Here is a 15,253-nt window from a genome sequence, read left to right on the forward strand (position 1 = left end):
GGCGATTCAAACCCCTCGACCGGGTGGAGTCCCAGCGCTGACCTGCGGAAGCTCCGCAAAGCGGGCCGGAACGGGCGCGGTTGCGTGGTGTAATCGCGCGGCCCGCCGTGAGAGAGGTTCAGGATGCGCCGTTGGACACCCGTGATCGCCTTCCTCACGTCACTGGTGGTGCTGGCCGCTGGGCTCACGCCCGCGTCGGCCGTGGTCGACAAGCAGCAACTGGTGCCGGGATACGGCTCGTACGCGCGGCTGATCCGCCTGCAGTACTCGCCGTTCGGCAAGGGCCACATCCTCGCGTCGCTCACGAGTGAGGACGGAGGCGGCAAGTTCACGCCCATCATGGAGAGCACCGACGAGGGCGCGAGCTTCCACAAGATCGGCGAGATCCGCGACCCCGACGGCAAGCTCGGCGAATGCTGCGGCACCCTCTACGAGCTGCCCCAGCGCGTCGGCCGGCTGCGCGCGGGCACCGTGCTGTGGGCCGCGAGCTACCGGCAGGACGCGGGCTCGCAGCGGCGCATCGGCATCAAGGTCTGGGCCAGCTCCGACGGCGGGAAGCGCTGGACGTACCTGTCCGAGGCCGCGATCTCGCACAACCACGACGGCATCTGGGAGCCAGAGTTCACCGTCGACGCCGGCGGCACGCTCTGGCTGCACTACGCGGACGAGACGCAAGCCCCGAAGTACGCGCAGGTACTCAACCGCGTCGCGTCCACCGACGGGATCCACTGGGGCACCAAGCAGCTCACGCTGGCCATCCCGCCCGACCGCGTCCGCCCGGGCATGCCGATCATCCGGCGCCTGCCCGACGGCCGGTACTGGTTCAGCTACGAGATCTGCAACTACGGCGACCGCTACTGCGACCCGTACTACAAGATCTCCGCGGACGGCGCGAACTGGGGCGATCCCGCCGATCCGGGCACGCGCGTGAACACCGCCAGCGGCAACTACTTCCAGCACGCGCAGACCGTCACGCTCTTCCCCGGCGGGCCGAACGGCGTGCGGCTGGTGATGGTCGGGCAGATCTACACCAACGCCAAGGGCACGCCGGTCGCCGGCAACGGCCAGACCCTGCTCGCCAACGACAACCTCGGCGCCGGCAACTGGTACCCGCTGCCCGCCCCCATCCTCATCACCGGCATCTACAACAACTTCTGCCCCAACTACTCGTCCACGCTGTTGCCGGTGGACGGCGGCAAGAACGTGCTGGAGATCGCGACCGAGTACAACCTCGGCTGCAAGGCCTACTTCGGCAAAGGTCCGATGGGCTGACACACTCACTCTCCGAAGGTGAACGCCACGAGTGAGGAGACGGATGAAGGGCATCGTGCTGGCGGGGGGCAGCGGGACGCGCCTGCACCCGATCACGCAGGCCGTGTCGAAGCAGCTGCTGCCGGTCTACGACAAGCCGATGATCTACTACCCGATCTCGGTGCTCATGCTCGCCGGGATCCGCGAGATCCTGGTGATCTCCACGCCCGCCGACCTGCCGAACTTCCGACGCCTGCTGGGCGACGGCAGTCAGTTCGGGCTGTCGTTCAGCTTCGCCGAGCAGCCCAGCCCCAACGGCCTGGCCGAAGCCTTCGTCATCGGCGCCGACTTCGTGGGCGACGACTCCGTGGCCCTCATCCTGGGCGACAACATCTTCTACGGCCAGGGTTTCTCGCGCACCCTGCAGGACGCGTCGACCGACCTCGACGGCTGCGTGCTCTTCGGGTACCGCGTCAAGGACCCCGAGCGCTACGGCGTCGGCGAGATCGACGGGTCCGGCAAGCTGGTGTCGATCGAGGAGAAGCCGGTCAAGGCGCGGTCCAACAACGCGATCACCGGGCTGTACTTCTACGACAACGAGGTCGTCGACATCTCGCGCAGGCTGAAGCCGTCACACCGCGGCGAGCTGGAGATCACGGACGTCAACCTCACCTACCTGCGTGAAGGCCGCGCCACCCTCATCGAGCTCAGCCGCGGCTTCGCCTGGCTCGACACGGGTACGCACGACTCGCTGCTGGAGGCGGGGCAGTTCGTGCAGGTGTTGGAACACCGCACCGGGGTGCGCATCGCCTGCCTGGAGGAGATCGCGGCCCGGATGGGCTTCATCAGCGCGGACGAGTGTTATGCGCTGGGCACGAAGCTGGCCAAGTCGGGGTATGGGGACTACGTGATGAGTGTGGCGCAGTCGTTGGGTGCGACGGGTTCCTGAGGCTGGTGCCGGGCTGGTTCGCGGCCGGCAGGACTGCTGCGGCACGGGTCAAGCGAGTGGCGGGGGCCACTGGCGCGGCACCGGCAGCGCGGGGCTTCACGACCGATGACACCACTCAGCGCCCGCCCCGCGAATCAGCCTGGTCGGCGGGGGTGCGGACGCGGCTGGGTCACGAGCGCATGGGCCAGTGGGAGCGGCGCCCGACTGAGGCGGCTCACAAGCTCCGGCCGGACGGCACGGTTTCGCGATCGCCGGCGCGGCTGCGGCACGGCCCAAGAGCTGGTGGCGGTAAGGCGGGTCCGGGGTCCGCGAGCGGCAGAACGCTCGCGACTCACGTCGCCCACCACAGCTTGGTCGGCGCGTCCGGCGGTGCCGCAAGCCGCGCTCGTGGGTGCAAGCAGGTCAGAAGCCCCGCGCCATGGCTTCCAGGCGGCGGATGCGGTCCTCGATCGGCGGGTGCGTCGAGAACAGCTTCGACAGCCCCGCGCCCGGGCGAAACGGGTTGGCGATCATCAGGTGGGACTGCGAGACGACCGCCGGTTCGGGGGCCAGCGGCGCAGCGCGGGTTCCGCTTTCCAGTTTGCGTAGGGCCGAGGCCAAGGCGAGCGGGTCACCCGTGAGCTCGGCGCCCGAGGCGTCCGCCTGGTATTCGCGGGAGCGGCTGACGGCGAGCTTGATCACCGACGCGGCGATGGGGCCGACGAGGACGAGCAGCAGGGACACGAACGGGTTGCCGTCGCGGCTGTTGCCGCCGAAGAAGAACGCCAGGTTGGCGAGGACGCTGATCACGCTGGCGAGCGCGCCGGCGACGCAGGAGATCAAAATATCCCGGTTGTACACGTGCGACAGCTCGTGGCCCAGGACGGCGCGCAGCTCTCGTTCGTTGAGCAGGTCGAGGATGCCCGTGGTGCAGCACACGGCGGCGTGCTGCGGGCTGCGGCCGGTGGCGAACGCGTTGGGCGCGACCGTCGGGCTGAGGTAGAGCGCGGGCATCGGCTGGCGCGCGGTGGTGGCCAGCTCGCGCACGATGCGGTACATCGCGGGCTGCTCGACTTCCGACACGGGCCGCGCGCGCATGGCGCGCAGGGCGAGCTTTTCGGAGTTGAAGTACGCGAACGCGTTGACCCCGAGCGCCACGAGCAGGCCGATGATCAGGGCGCCGCGGCCGAAGAGGCCGCTGATCGCGATGATGATCGCCGACAGCAGACCGAGCAGCAACGCCGTCTTCAGCCCGTTCTGGTGCTTGTGCACGCGGCCCGCCTCCGTCCGCTCTCAGGGGTGATTACTCATCGGAAACAACGCGATCGGGCGACCCGAAGTTCCTTCACATGATTCACGAGCGGGTTAGGGTCGGAAAAGTTTTCCCAGGTGATCATCCTCGGCGGAGGTGGGCGATGCACGGTCCCGGACTGAGCCGACGAGGGCTGTTCGCCCTGGCCACGGCGGGTGTGGCCACGGCCGCGCTGGCCGGGACCGCGTGGGCGGAGCAGGTGAGAGTCGTCGACGTCGGCGGGGCGATCACGGCCGTCGCGGTGAATCCGGTCACGGGGCTTGTGTACGTGACCGACTCGAACTCCGGCTCCGTCGCGGTGATCGACCCGGCCGCGGGACGCGTGACCACGATCATCAACGTCGGCGGCAAGCCCAGCGACCTCGCCGTGGACTCGGCCGCCAACCGCGTGTACGTGGCCAACCCGCCGGGCGGCACCGTGATCGCGCTCGACGCGCTGAGCCACCAGACCGTGAGCGTCGTCGGCGCGGGCGCCGGCGCCTCGTCGCTCGCCGTGGACTCGGCGGCGAACAAGGTCTACGCGGTGAGCGGCACCCAGGGGACGCTCGCCATCCTCGACACCCTGAGCCTCACCACGCAGCGGATCGTGGCCGCGCCGAAGCCGAGCCTCGCGGGGGTCGCGCTCGACACCGGGCGCCGCATCGCCTACTGCACGAGCCCCACCACCGACTCGGTCGAGGTGTACGACATCGACGCCGGCAAGTTCACCAGCAGCGCCGGAGTCGGGGCGTCGCCCACGGGTGTGGTGGTGCACCAGGCGAGCGGCACCGTGTTCGTGGCCAACTCGGCGATCCACCACATGTCCATTGTGGACGCAGTAACCCGCAAGCAGACCAAGACGGTGTTACTGCGCAGCGAAGCTTCCGCGATCGCGGTGCACCAAGGCACCGACACCGTCTACACCAACGGGGGCCAGAACGGACTGTCCCGCGTGGACGGCAAAGCCGGTGTGCTGACGGGCGAGCTGAGCCTCGGCGTGAACCCCGGCGAGGTGGCCGTCGACCAGCGTTCGCGCGCTGTTTACGTGACGGATCCCTTGCACGGAACCGTTTCCGTCATCCGCAATTTCTGACGCCGCAGCTGGTGTAACTCCAGGTATACGTTCAGTGATATGAAACTCGGACTGCAGCTCCCCAACTTCACCTGGCCAGGAGGGCCGTCGACGCTCGGCGCCGACCTGGCCTCCGTCGCCCGCTCGGCCGACCAGGCCGGCTTCGAGTACCTGGCGGTGATGGACCACTTCTTCCAAATCCGCGGCGTCGGACCGAGCGAGAACGAGATGCTCGAGGCGTACACGGCGCTGGGCTTCCTCGCGGCGCACACCGAGCGCGCGAAGCTGCTCACGGTGATCACCGGCGTGATCTACCGTCACCCGGGACTGCTCGCGAAGGCCATCACGACCCTCGACGTGCTCTCCGGCGGCCGCGCGGTGCTCGGCATCGGCGCCGGCTGGAACGAGGAGGAGTCGAAGGGCCTCGGCTTCCCGTTCCCGTCCACCGCCGAGCGCTTCGAGCTGCTCGAGGAGAACCTGCAGTACATCCTGCAGATGTGGGACGAGGGTGACGCCGCGTTCTCCAGCAAGCACTTCGAGGCCGAGCGCTTGCTGAACTCGCCGCAGTCGCTCACGCGCCCCCACCCTCCGATCATGATCGGCGGCGGCGGCGAAAAGAAGACGCTGCGCTTCGTCGCCAAGTACGGCGACGCGTGCAACATCTTCAACACGCCCGACGTGGCGCACAAGCTCGACGTGCTGAAGCAGCACTGCGAGAACGAGGGCCGCGACTACGACGAGATCGCCAAGACCGTCTACCACACCCTCGACATCGGCCCGAACGGCGAGAAGGCGGGCGAGCTCGTGGCGGAGCTGGAGCGGCTCCACGGCCTGGGCTTCCACGCGGCGATCGGCACCATCCCGACGCTGCCGGACGTGTCGGCGATCGAGAAGTTCGCGACCGAGGTCATCCCGGCGGTCGAGAAGCTGGGCTGAATCTTGGCGCCTCGGCTCGGCCGAGGCGGCAAGATCGCGTGGAGCCGATCTCGCGTGGTGGTTCGGGAAGCGCTGGTGACGCCGTCCGCGACGCGCTCGGCGTCGGCGCGGGTGTGGAGCGAGCGGGAACGGCTTGCGGACGCCGTTCGGTACGCCCGACGGGTGTGAGCCGACCGGGCCGAACCGCCCGCCGTTGCTCAGGTCGCCGCCGAGCGCTTGCCGAACTCTCCGCAGCCACCACCAATGCCGCCGCTGGTCACGGTCGGCGGCGCCGACGTGAACGGGAGTCCGCCGGCCACGGCCACCAGCTGGAGTGAAGCGCGGCCGCACCCCGGACCGGACCGCGCAGTCCGGTCCGGCCTCGCCACGGTCGCCAAGGCCGTGGTGAGGCCGGGCTCGATCCTCGTCGCCGAAGGGCCGCTTCGTCCGGATCTGCCGCCGAGGCCACCAACGCGAGTTCGCGTCGACAGACGCGCTGGACCATCCCCGCGACGCAATCACAACTCATCGCCGGGGTGCGGGAAAACCCACGCGCCCCGACGAGGAGTTACTCTCCGCGCACGGCGCACGGCAAGGTAAAGACCACGCCACTCCCCTTCTCCCACCAGGGGAACAAGCCGGGAAAAGCGCGGCGAACCGGGCTGAGCACATCTCATTCGGAAAACGGTGGTCCACCCCGCACACGCTCGCTGTAACGACCCCCCGCTGGTCATCGACGTGTCTAGCACGCAAGCCGCGAGCCGAGGAGCCCGTTGATGACCACATGCCGACTCTGCGGTTCGACAGCTCTGGTGAGTGTCGTCGATCTCGGAGCGACCCCGCCGTGTGAGCGGTTCCTGACCGCGGAACAGCTGGCCGAGCCCGAGAACACCTACCCGTTGCACCTGCAGGTCTGCACGGAGTGCCGGCTGGCGCAGATCCCGCCGCTGATTGCCCCCGAGGACACGTTCACCGATTACGCGTACTTCTCGTCGTACTCGACGTCGTGGGTCGAGCACGCACGCCAGTACGTCACCGAATCGGCCGAGCGGCTCGGGCTGGGGCCGGGCTCGTTCGTGGTCGAGGTGGCGAGCAACGACGGTTACCTGCTGCAGCACGTCGTCGAGCGCGGAATCCGGTGCCTGGGCATCGAGCCGTCGGTGAACGTCGGGCAGGCGGCGCGCGACAAGGGCGTGCCGACGAAGACGGCTTTCCTCAGCCCCGAGACGGGGCGCGACGTGCGCGAGGAACACGGGCCGGCGAACCTCGTCGCGGCGAACAACGTGTACGCGCACATCCCCGACATCATCGGTTTCACCCACGGCCTGCGCGCCCTGGTGGCCGACGACGGGTGGGTCAGCATCGAGGTACAGCACCTGCTCACGCTGATCAGCGAGAACCAGTACGACACGATCTACCACGAGCACTTCCAGTACTACACCGTGGAATCCGCGCGCCGGGCGCTCGCGGTCGGCGGACTGTCCGTTGTGGACGTCGAACTGCTGCCCACGCACGGCGGCTCGATCCGCCTGTGGGCGCGGCCCATGGAGGTCGCCGGCGAGCCGAGCGCGCGGATGGTCGACGTGCTGGAGCGCGAGAAGGCCGCGGGTCTGCACGAGCTCTCCGGCTACACCGAGTTCGCCGAACGCGTCACGCGCGTGCGCCTCGACCTGCTGGATTTCCTGGTCAAGGCGGCGAAGGAGGGCAAGACCGTGGTGGGCTACGGCGCACCCGGCAAGGGCAACACGCTGCTGAACCACTGCGGCATCCGCCCCGACGTGCTCGCCTACACCGTCGACCGCAACCCGTACAAGCACGGCCGCTACACCCCGGGCACGCGGGTGCCGATCCTCGAGCCCGAGCGCATCGCGGCCGACAAGCCCGACTACGTCCTCGTCCTTCCCTGGAACCTCAGGAAGGAACTCACCGAACAACTGTCCTATGTAGACGACTGGGGCGGGCGGCTCGTGTTCCCGATCCCCCGTCTCGAGATCGTCGAGGTGAAGAAGTGAAGGTAGTCCTGTTCTGCGGCGGCTACGGCATGCGGATGCGCAACGGAGACGCCTCCGACGTGCCCAAGCCGATGGCCATGGTCGGCCCGAGACCGCTGATCTGGCACGTGATGCGCTACTACGCGCACTTCGGCCACACCGAGTTCGTGCTGTGCCTGGGCTACGGCGCCCACCACATCAAGGAGTTCTTCCTCAACTACAAGGAGACGACGTCCAACGACTTCGTGCTCCGCGACGGCAAGCCGGAGCTGTTGAGCACCGACATCTCCGACTGGACCATCTCGTTCGTGCAGACCGGCATCGAGTCGCCGATCGGCGAGCGCTTGCGCCGCGTGCGCGAGTACCTCGACGGCGACGAGATGTTCCTCGCCAACTACGCCGACGTGCTCACCGACGCGCCGCTGGACACGATGGTCGAGCGCTTCGAGCAGGCCGACGCCGGCGCGTCGATGATGGTCGTGCCGCCGCAGTCGTCGTTCCACTGCGTGGAGATGGACGAGGGCGGGCTCATCGGCTCGATCACCCCCGTCAGTGACATGCCGCTGTGGGAGAACGGCGGGTACTTCGTGCTGCGCCAGGAGATCTTCGACCACATCCCGGAGAACGGCGACCTGGTCGCCGACGGTTGTGGCGAGCTCGCCAAGCGCGGCCGGTTGCTGGCCTATCCGTACCGCGGCTTCTGGAAGCCGACCGACACCGTGAAGGAACGCTTCGCGCTCGACGAGGGCTACACCCGCGGCGAGCGGCCGTGGGCGCTGTGGGAACAGGACCGGGTGCACGCGTGATCACGCTCCGCCCGCAGCGGCTCGGCAGCGTCGTGGTGCTGGGTGCGCACTGCGACGACATCGCCATCGGCGCCGGCGGGACGCTGCTCACCCTCTGCGAGCAGCGGCCGGGCCTCCGCGTCGACGCGCTGGTGCTGTCGGGTGGCGGCACCGAACGCGAGGCCGAGGAACGGGCGGCGCTCGCCGCGTTCTGCCCGGCCGCCGACCTCGACGTCACGGTGCTGAAGCTCCCCGACGGCCGCCTCCCGGCGCACTGGGACGAGGCCAAGAACGCGCTGGAAGACCTCAAACAGCGCACCGAGCCGGACGTGGTCTTCGCACCGCGCACGGTCGACGCGCACCAGGACCACCGCGGCCTCGCGCAGCTGGTGCCCACCGTCTACCGCGGGTACCTGGCGCTGGGCTACGAGATCGTGAAGTGGGACGGCGACCTCGGCCGGCTGGCGGCCTACGTCCCGCTCGCGGACGAGCTGGCCGAGCAGAAGGTGCGGCTGCTGCAGGAGCACTACGCCTCCCAGCGGCACCGACCGTGGTACGACCGCGAGGCCTTCCTGGGCCTCGCCCGCATCCGCGGCATCGAGTGCCAGCAGCGGTACGCGGAAGCGTTCGAAGTGAACAAACTCGTTCTCGACCTGAGGGGCTGACTGACATGCGGGTGTTGCTGACCGGGCACACGGGATATCTCGGCACGGTGATGGCGCCGGTGCTCACCGAAGCCGGGCACGACGTCGTCGGCCTCGACTCCGGGCTCTTCGCGGGCTGCCTCCTCGGCCCGGCGCCGAAGGAACCGCCGTCGATCACCGTCGACCTGCGCGACGTGCGACCCGAGCACCTCGAGGGGTTCGACGCGGTGATCCACCTGGCCGCGCTGTCGAACGACCCGCTGGGCTCGCTCGCACCGGAACTCACCTACGACATCAACCACCACGCGTCAGTCCGGCTGGCGGGGCTGGCCAAGGACGCCGGCGTCGGCCGCTATCTCTACGCGTCCACCTGCTCGGTCTACGGTGCCTCGGGCGGCGGCCTGGTCGACGAGGACGCGCCGCTGCGGCCGGTGACGCCGTACGCGGAGTCGAAGGTGCGCGTGGAGGACGCGGTGTCGAAGCTCGCCGACGCCGGCTTCACGCCGGTGTACCTGCGCAACGCCACCGCGTTCGGCTTCTCGCCGCGGCTGCGCGCCGACATCGTGCTCAACAACCTGGTCGGCCACGCCTACCTCTCGGGCGAGGTGCTCGTGCTGTCGGACGGCACGCCGTGGCGCCCGCTGGTCCACGCGCGTGACATCGCCCGTGCCTTCACCGCCGCGCTCGACGCGCCCCGTGAGGCCGTGCACAACAAGGCGTTCAACATCGGCACCGAACGCAACAACGTGACGGTGGCGGAGATCGCGCAGGAGGTCGTGGAGGCCGTGCCCGGCTCCAAGCTGCGCATCACCGGCGAGGCCGGCGCCGACCCGCGGTCGTACCGCGTGGACTTCTCGCGCTTCCGCGAGGCGATTCCGGGCTTCGAGTGCGAGTGGGGCGTGAAGGACGGCGCGTTGCAGCTGATCGACGCCTACCGCGCCTACGAGCTCACCAAGGAGCAGTTCGAGCGCCGCTTCACGCGGCTCAACTGGCTGAGCGACCGCCAGGCCGCGGGGGCCGTCGACGACACGCTGCGGCACCGCTGATGCTCACGGGGGGCGAGATGCACGCGCTGGTGGAGCGGCTGTACCCGCTCTGCCGCAGCATCACGGGGGACGGTGTGCGCCAGACACTGGCGATCGTCGGTGAGCACCTGGACCTGCAGGTGCACGAGGTGCCCACGGGCACGCAGGTGCTGGACTGGACCGTGCCGCAGGAGTGGAACATCCGCGACGCGTACGTGGCGGATGCCTCCGGCCGGCGCGTGATCGACTTCCGCGAGTCGAACCTGCACGTGGTCGGCTACAGCGTGCCGGTGGACGAGACGATGAGCCTCGCCGAGCTGCGCGGGCGCCTGCACACGCTGCCCGAAAGCCCCTCCTGGGTCCCCTACCGCACCAGCTACTACTCGTCCACCTGGGGTTTCTGCGTCGCGCAGGACGTGCTCGACGCGTTGCCCGAGGGCGATTACCACGTGAAGATCGACTCGACGCTGGCCGACGGCTCGCTGACCTACGGCGAGCACGTCGTGCCCGGCGAGGTGAGCGACGAGGTGCTCGTGTCGTGCCACGTCTGCCACCCGTCGCTGGCCAACGACAACCTCGCGGGCATCGCGGTGGCCGTGTCGCTGGCGCAGGAGCTGGCAGTCGGGAAGCCGCACTTCACGTACCGCTTCCTGTTCATGCCGGGCACGATCGGCGCGATCACGTGGCTCGCGCGCAACGCCGAGCACGTCGACCGCGTGAAGCACGGCGTGGTGCTGGCCTGCGCCGGCGACCGCGGCTCGCTCACGTACAAGCGCAGCCGCCGCGGTGACGCGGACATCGACCGCGTGATGGCCCACGTGCTCAAAGACAAGCCGCACGAGATCCGCGAGTTCTCGCCGTACGGCTACGACGAGCGGCAGTTCTGCTCCCCCGGCTTCAACCTCGGCGTCGGGTCCCTGACACGCACGCCGTACGCGGGCTACCCGGAGTACCACACGTCGGCCGACAACCCGGCCTTCGTTTCGCCGGCGGCCATGGAGGACACGCTCGACACGCTGCAGACGGCGTTCTCCGTGCTGGAGCGCAATCGCCGCTACGTGAACCTCAGCCCCTACGGCGAGCCGCAGCTCGGCAAGCGCGGGCTGTACGACTCGCTCGGCGGCCGCAGCGACGCCAAGGAAGCTCAGATGGCGATGCTGTGGGTGCTGTCCTTCTCCGACGGCGAGCACAGCCTCCTCGACATCGCCGAACGCGCGGACCTGCCGTTCGGCGCCGTGGCCACCGCCGCCCAGGCCTTGCAGGTCGCCGGCCTGCTCAAGGAGTGAGGCCGAGTGCCTCCGATCCTGCGTTCGCGGGCCGTCCGCGCCATGGCGGGGCGGCTGAGCTGGGGCCTGGGCGACCAGGCCGTGTCGAGCCTGACCAACTTCGTGGTGGGTCTCTACGTCGCGCGGTCTCTGGGCGCGGCGGCGTTCGGACTGTTCAGTATCGCCTGGGTCACCTACGGCGTGCTCCTCAACGTCTCGCGCGGCCTGGCCACCGACCCGCTGATGGTGCGGTTCTCCGGCGTCGCCAAGTCGCGCTGGCGCGAGGCGCTCGGCCAGGCCGTGGGCACGGCACTGCTCGTGGGTGTCGCGAGCGGCGCGGTGAGCGTCCTTTTCGGACTGATCGTGGGCGGGTCGCTCGGCGGCGCGTTCGTGGCCCTCGGGGTGGTGCTGCCGTTCCTGCTGGTGCAGGACTCGTGGCGGTTCGGCTTCTTCGCCGCGGGCACCGGGCAGAAGGCGTTCGTGAACGACGGCATCCAGGCCGTGGCGCTGTTCCCGGCGCTGGTGATCGGTGCGCGCCACGGCACCGTGGTCGCCTTCCTGCTGGCCTGGGGTTGTTCGGCCGGCGTCGCGGCGGCGTTCGGCTGGGTGCAGACGAGCGTGCTGCCGCGGCTGGGCGGAGTGCGCGCGTGGCTGCGCGACCACCGCGAGCTGGGCGTGCGCTACCTGCTGGAGAACGTGAGCAACAGCGGGTCTTCGCAACTGCGCGCGTACGGGCTGGGTGCGGTCGCCGGCCTCGCCGCGGTCGGCACGGTACGCGGTGCGGAGCAGCTGCTCGGGCCGTTCCTCGCGTTGCTGATGGGGCTTTCGCTGGTCACGGTGGCGGAGGGGGCGCGGGTGCTGCAGCGCTCGCCGCACCGGCTGTGGCACTTCTGCGTGGTCCTCGGCGGCGTGCAGGCCGCGGCCGCGCTGGCGTGGGGCCTCGGGCTGCTGCTGCTCATCCCGGCCGAAGCCGGCCGGTTCGTGCTCGGTTCGCTGTGGGACACGTCGTCGCTGCTCATCCTGCCGGTCACGTTCGCCGTGGTCGGCGCGAGCTTCACGACGGGTGCGACGGCGGGTTTGCGCGCGCTGGGCACAGCGAAGCGCAGCCTGCGTTCGCAGCTGATCGCCTCGGTGCTCTACGTCGTGTTCGGCCTGATCGGCGCCGCGCTCGGTGGTGCCGCCGGGTCGGAGTGGGGCGTCGCGATCGCAACGATCACCGGATCGGCCGTGTGGTGGTGGCAGCTGCGGATCGCCCTGAAGGACCACTTCGCCATCGCCGAGGACGTGCCCACCACGCCGGCCCCACGCACGGCCGAGCACTCCCTCGAGTTCCACCCGGTGTCGGGTTCGTTCAGCCATGAAGAGCTTCATTCGGCCTCAGACGGAATGACAGAAATGAGAACGGGATGAGCACGGTTCCCCGGCTGACCATCGGTCTGCCCGTGTACAACGGCGAGGAGTTCCTGGGCGAGGCGCTCGACGCGTTGCTCGGTCAGACGTACGAGGACTTCGAACTGGTCATCTCCGACAACGCGTCGGCCGACGGCACCGAAGAGATCTGCCGCCAGTACGCCCAGAAAGACTCGCGCATCCGCTACGTGCGCCAGGCCCGCAACATCGGTGCCACGCCCAACCACAACGTGCTGCTCGACCTGGCGCGCGGCGAGCTGTTCAAGTGGGCCTCGCACGACGACCTTTACGGACGCGAGCTGCTGGCCAAGTGCATCGCGGTCCTCGACGAGCGGCCCGAGGTCATCCTGGCGCACTCGCACCAGGCGATCATCGACGAGAACGGCGCCGTGACCGTGCCGCTGGACTACGTGCACAAGACCGACGCGCCCCGGCCGTCGACGCGGTTCAAGAGCCTGCTGTTCGAACCCGGCGGCGACGACTTCTACGGCGTGATGCGCACCGACGTGCTGCGCCGCGTCACGCCGATGGACAGCTACCACCACGCCGACCGCACCTACGTGGCCGAGCTGGCGCTGCACGGGCCGTTCCGCCAGGTGCCGGAGCTGCTGTACTTCCGCCGAGACCACCCGGACCGCGCCGAGCGCGCCAACCCGAGCAAGCGCTCACGGTGCGCGAACCTCGACCCGAAGCGCGGCAACCCGATCACGAACCCGACAGCGCGGCTGCTGGCCGAGTACGTGTGGGGTTATGTGCACGGGATCCGCACGGCGCCGCTGTCTTCGCGCGAACGCCGGGCGTGCTACCTCGCGCTCGTCGAGTGGTTCACGAGCCGGGCCCGCCCGGGCGGCGGCGGCGAGCGGGTGGAGGACCGCGCGCCGGTGGCGGCCGACGAGCTGTCGATGACCGTCGACCTGGTCGTGGCCGGCCGCGAGCGGCGGGTTTCGTGACCACACGCGTCGGTGTGTTCGGGCTCCTGGGCTCGGGCAACCTCGGCAACGACGGGTCGCTGGAAGCCGTGCTCGGATTCCTGCGCGCAGAACACCCGGACGCCGCGGTGACGGCGTTCTGCGGCGGACCGGAGGTCGTGCGGGCCCGCTACGGCGTGCCCGCGGTGCGGCTGAACTGGTACTCCGACGAGTACCGCACGGCGGCCGGCGTGCGCGCGATCGCCACGAAGGCGCTGGGCAAGCTCGTCGACGTGGTGCGCACGGCGCGCTGGGTGCGCCGCCAGCACGTGGTGATCGTGCCGGGCATGGGTGTGCTGGAGGCGACGCTCCCGTTACGGCCGTGGGGTTTCCCCTACGCGTTGTTCCTGCTTTCGCTGCTGGGGCGACTGTTCGGCACGAAGGTGGCGCTCGTCAGCGTGGGCGCCGACCGGATCACCGTGCCGGCCACGCGGTTCCTGGTGCGGCAGGCGGCGCGGCTCGCCTCGTACCGGTCCTATCGCGACGCGCTGTCGCGTTCCGCCATGGCGGACATGGGGGTGCGGACGTCCGGTGACGGCGTGTACCCGGACCTGGCGTTCGCGTTGCCGACGCCGGTCGCGGACGAAAACCCCCGGGCCGTGGGGGTCGGGGTGATGGCCTACTACGGCGGGAACGAGGACCGCGCGCGGGGCGAGGAAATCTACCGGTCCTATGTGGATTCTCTGACGGAGTTCGTGCGGTACCTCGTGGCCGGCGGCCGGCCCGTGCGGCTGTTCATCGGCGACCGGGCCGACCTCGCCGTGGTGGACGAGATCGTGGCCACGGTGGGCTCGCCGCTGGTCACGGCCGAGCCGCCGGGGTCACTCGGCGAACTGATGACCGCGATGGCCGGAGTGGGCACGGTCGTGGCCACGCGGTATCACAACGTGCTTTGTGCGCTGAAGGCCGGGAAACCGACCGTCGCGATCGGTTACGCGAAGAAGAACGACGTGCTGATGGCGGAAATGGGCCTCGGCGAGTTCTGCCAGGAAGCGCGGTCGGTGGACGTGCCGCGGCTGATCGCGCAGTTCGAGGAGCTGGAAAGCCGCGCTGCGGACCTGAAAGCGACGCTGGACGAGCGCACCGAGGACAACAAGCAACGTCTGAAATCCCAGTTCGCCGTGCTGTCATCCACACTCTTCCCCGTTTCGGAGGCCCGATGAAAGCCATTCCCGTGCCGGCGATCTCCGGCCTGATCCTCTTCCAGCCGACCCCGCACCGCGACGAACGCGGGTTCTTCTCGCGCACGTTCGACGCGGACGTCGCGCGGTCCGTCGGCATCGACCCGGACGCGTTCGTGCAGGACAGCGTATCGCGGTCCGTGCGGGGCGTCGTGCGGGCGTTGCACCTGCGCTCGGGCGCCGGTGAGGCGAAACTGGTGCGCTGCTCGTTCGGCGAGGTGTTCGACGTGGTCGTGGACCTGCGGCCGGAGTCGCCGACTTTCCGGGCCATGGAAACGTTCCGGCTTTCCGGCGACACCCAGGTGAGCATTTACATCCCGGCCGGGTGCGCGCACGGGTTTCAAGCACTTTCCGATATCGCTGACGTCTCGTATCGCATCGATCGCGTGCACAATCCGGACGAAGACGTCAGTATCGCCTACAACGATCCCGCACTCGCCATTCCGTGGCCGCTGCCGCCCACGCTGATGTCCGAACGCGACAAGTCGGCGCCGCCGCTGGCCGACGCCTTGCGCACTTGAGACCCA

At 69.4% G+C, this 15,253-nt stretch carries 14 protein-coding genes; 13 read left to right on the plus strand and 1 reads right to left on the minus strand.

What is annotated here, in order from left to right:
* The first annotated feature begins 123 nt into the window (after window positions 1–123).
* Both AB0F91_RS14215 and rfbA read left to right on the plus strand, forming a co-directional pair.
* A complete protein-coding gene (locus AB0F91_RS14215; protein ID WP_360597626.1) occupies window positions 124–1,272 on the plus strand; it encodes a sialidase family protein in 1,149 nt (382 codons plus the stop codon).
* Between the two features lie 43 nt (window positions 1,273–1,315).
* Window positions 1,316–2,200: a glucose-1-phosphate thymidylyltransferase RfbA gene (rfbA, locus tag AB0F91_RS14220; RefSeq protein WP_360597627.1), complete on the plus strand. Its 885-nt coding sequence runs from the start codon at window positions 1,316–1,318 to the stop codon at window positions 2,198–2,200.
* A 402-nt stretch (window positions 2,201–2,602) separates the two neighbouring features.
* Here the strand turns inward: rfbA and htpX are convergent, their stop codons facing one another.
* On the minus strand, window positions 2,603–3,451 hold the full coding sequence (gene htpX / locus AB0F91_RS14225; RefSeq protein WP_360597628.1) for a zinc metalloprotease HtpX: 849 nt from the start codon (window positions 3,449–3,451) through the stop codon (window positions 2,603–2,605).
* A gap of 143 nt (window positions 3,452–3,594) precedes the next feature.
* On the opposite strand from htpX, the gene AB0F91_RS14230 reads away from it, so the two are divergent.
* The 11 genes from AB0F91_RS14230 (at window position 3,595) to rfbC (ending at window position 15,247) form a co-directional block, all read left to right on the plus strand.
* Entirely contained in the window at window positions 3,595–4,563 is a 969-nt protein-coding gene (locus AB0F91_RS14230) for a hypothetical protein (RefSeq protein ID WP_360597630.1), read from the plus strand.
* Window positions 4,564–4,602: 39 nt separating this feature from the next.
* On the plus strand, window positions 4,603–5,478 hold the full coding sequence (locus AB0F91_RS14235; RefSeq protein WP_360597632.1) for an LLM class F420-dependent oxidoreductase: 876 nt from the start codon (window positions 4,603–4,605) through the stop codon (window positions 5,476–5,478).
* A 755-nt stretch (window positions 5,479–6,233) separates the two neighbouring features.
* Entirely contained in the window at window positions 6,234–7,469 is a 1,236-nt protein-coding gene (locus tag AB0F91_RS14240) for a class I SAM-dependent methyltransferase (protein WP_360597634.1), read from the plus strand.
* Window positions 7,466–8,254 carry a glucose-1-phosphate cytidylyltransferase gene (locus AB0F91_RS14245; protein ID WP_360597635.1) on the plus strand — a complete coding sequence of 263 codons (789 nt, stop codon included), beginning with the start codon at window positions 7,466–7,468 and terminating at the stop codon, window positions 8,252–8,254. Before AB0F91_RS14240 ends, AB0F91_RS14245 begins: the two co-directional genes overlap by 4 nt.
* Window positions 8,251–8,898 (plus strand): PIG-L family deacetylase, encoded by a 648-nt coding sequence (locus AB0F91_RS14250; protein WP_360597637.1) that lies wholly within the window; start codon window positions 8,251–8,253, stop codon window positions 8,896–8,898. The genes AB0F91_RS14245 and AB0F91_RS14250 overlap by 4 nt, the downstream gene beginning before the upstream one ends.
* Before the next feature lie 5 nt (window positions 8,899–8,903).
* On the plus strand, window positions 8,904–9,923 hold the full coding sequence (locus AB0F91_RS14255; protein WP_360597639.1) for an SDR family oxidoreductase: 1,020 nt from the start codon (window positions 8,904–8,906) through the stop codon (window positions 9,921–9,923).
* Window positions 9,923–11,188 carry a DUF4910 domain-containing protein gene (locus tag AB0F91_RS14260; protein ID WP_360597640.1) on the plus strand — a complete coding sequence of 422 codons (1,266 nt, stop codon included), beginning with the start codon at window positions 9,923–9,925 and terminating at the stop codon, window positions 11,186–11,188. Before AB0F91_RS14255 ends, AB0F91_RS14260 begins: the two co-directional genes overlap by 1 nt.
* 42 nt (window positions 11,189–11,230) lie before the next feature.
* Entirely contained in the window at window positions 11,231–12,577 is a 1,347-nt protein-coding gene (locus AB0F91_RS14265; RefSeq protein ID WP_360597840.1) for a hypothetical protein, read from the plus strand.
* Window positions 12,574–13,527 (plus strand): glycosyltransferase family A protein, encoded by a 954-nt coding sequence (locus AB0F91_RS14270; RefSeq protein WP_360597641.1) that lies wholly within the window; start codon window positions 12,574–12,576, stop codon window positions 13,525–13,527. Before AB0F91_RS14265 ends, AB0F91_RS14270 begins: the two co-directional genes overlap by 4 nt.
* A complete protein-coding gene (locus tag AB0F91_RS14275) occupies window positions 13,524–14,708 on the plus strand; it encodes a polysaccharide pyruvyl transferase family protein (RefSeq protein ID WP_360597642.1) in 1,185 nt (394 codons plus the stop codon). Before AB0F91_RS14270 ends, AB0F91_RS14275 begins: the two co-directional genes overlap by 4 nt.
* The gene (gene rfbC, locus AB0F91_RS14280) at window positions 14,705–15,247 is read left to right on the plus strand and encodes a dTDP-4-dehydrorhamnose 3,5-epimerase (protein ID WP_360597643.1); all 543 of its coding nucleotides are present in this window, start codon (window positions 14,705–14,707) and stop codon (window positions 15,245–15,247) included. The genes AB0F91_RS14275 and rfbC overlap by 4 nt, the downstream gene beginning before the upstream one ends.
* The last annotated feature ends 6 nt before the right edge of the window (window positions 15,248–15,253 follow it).

The organism is Amycolatopsis sp. NPDC023774, from assembly GCF_040639695.1.
GTDB lineage: Bacteria > Actinomycetota > Actinomycetes > Mycobacteriales > Pseudonocardiaceae > Amycolatopsis.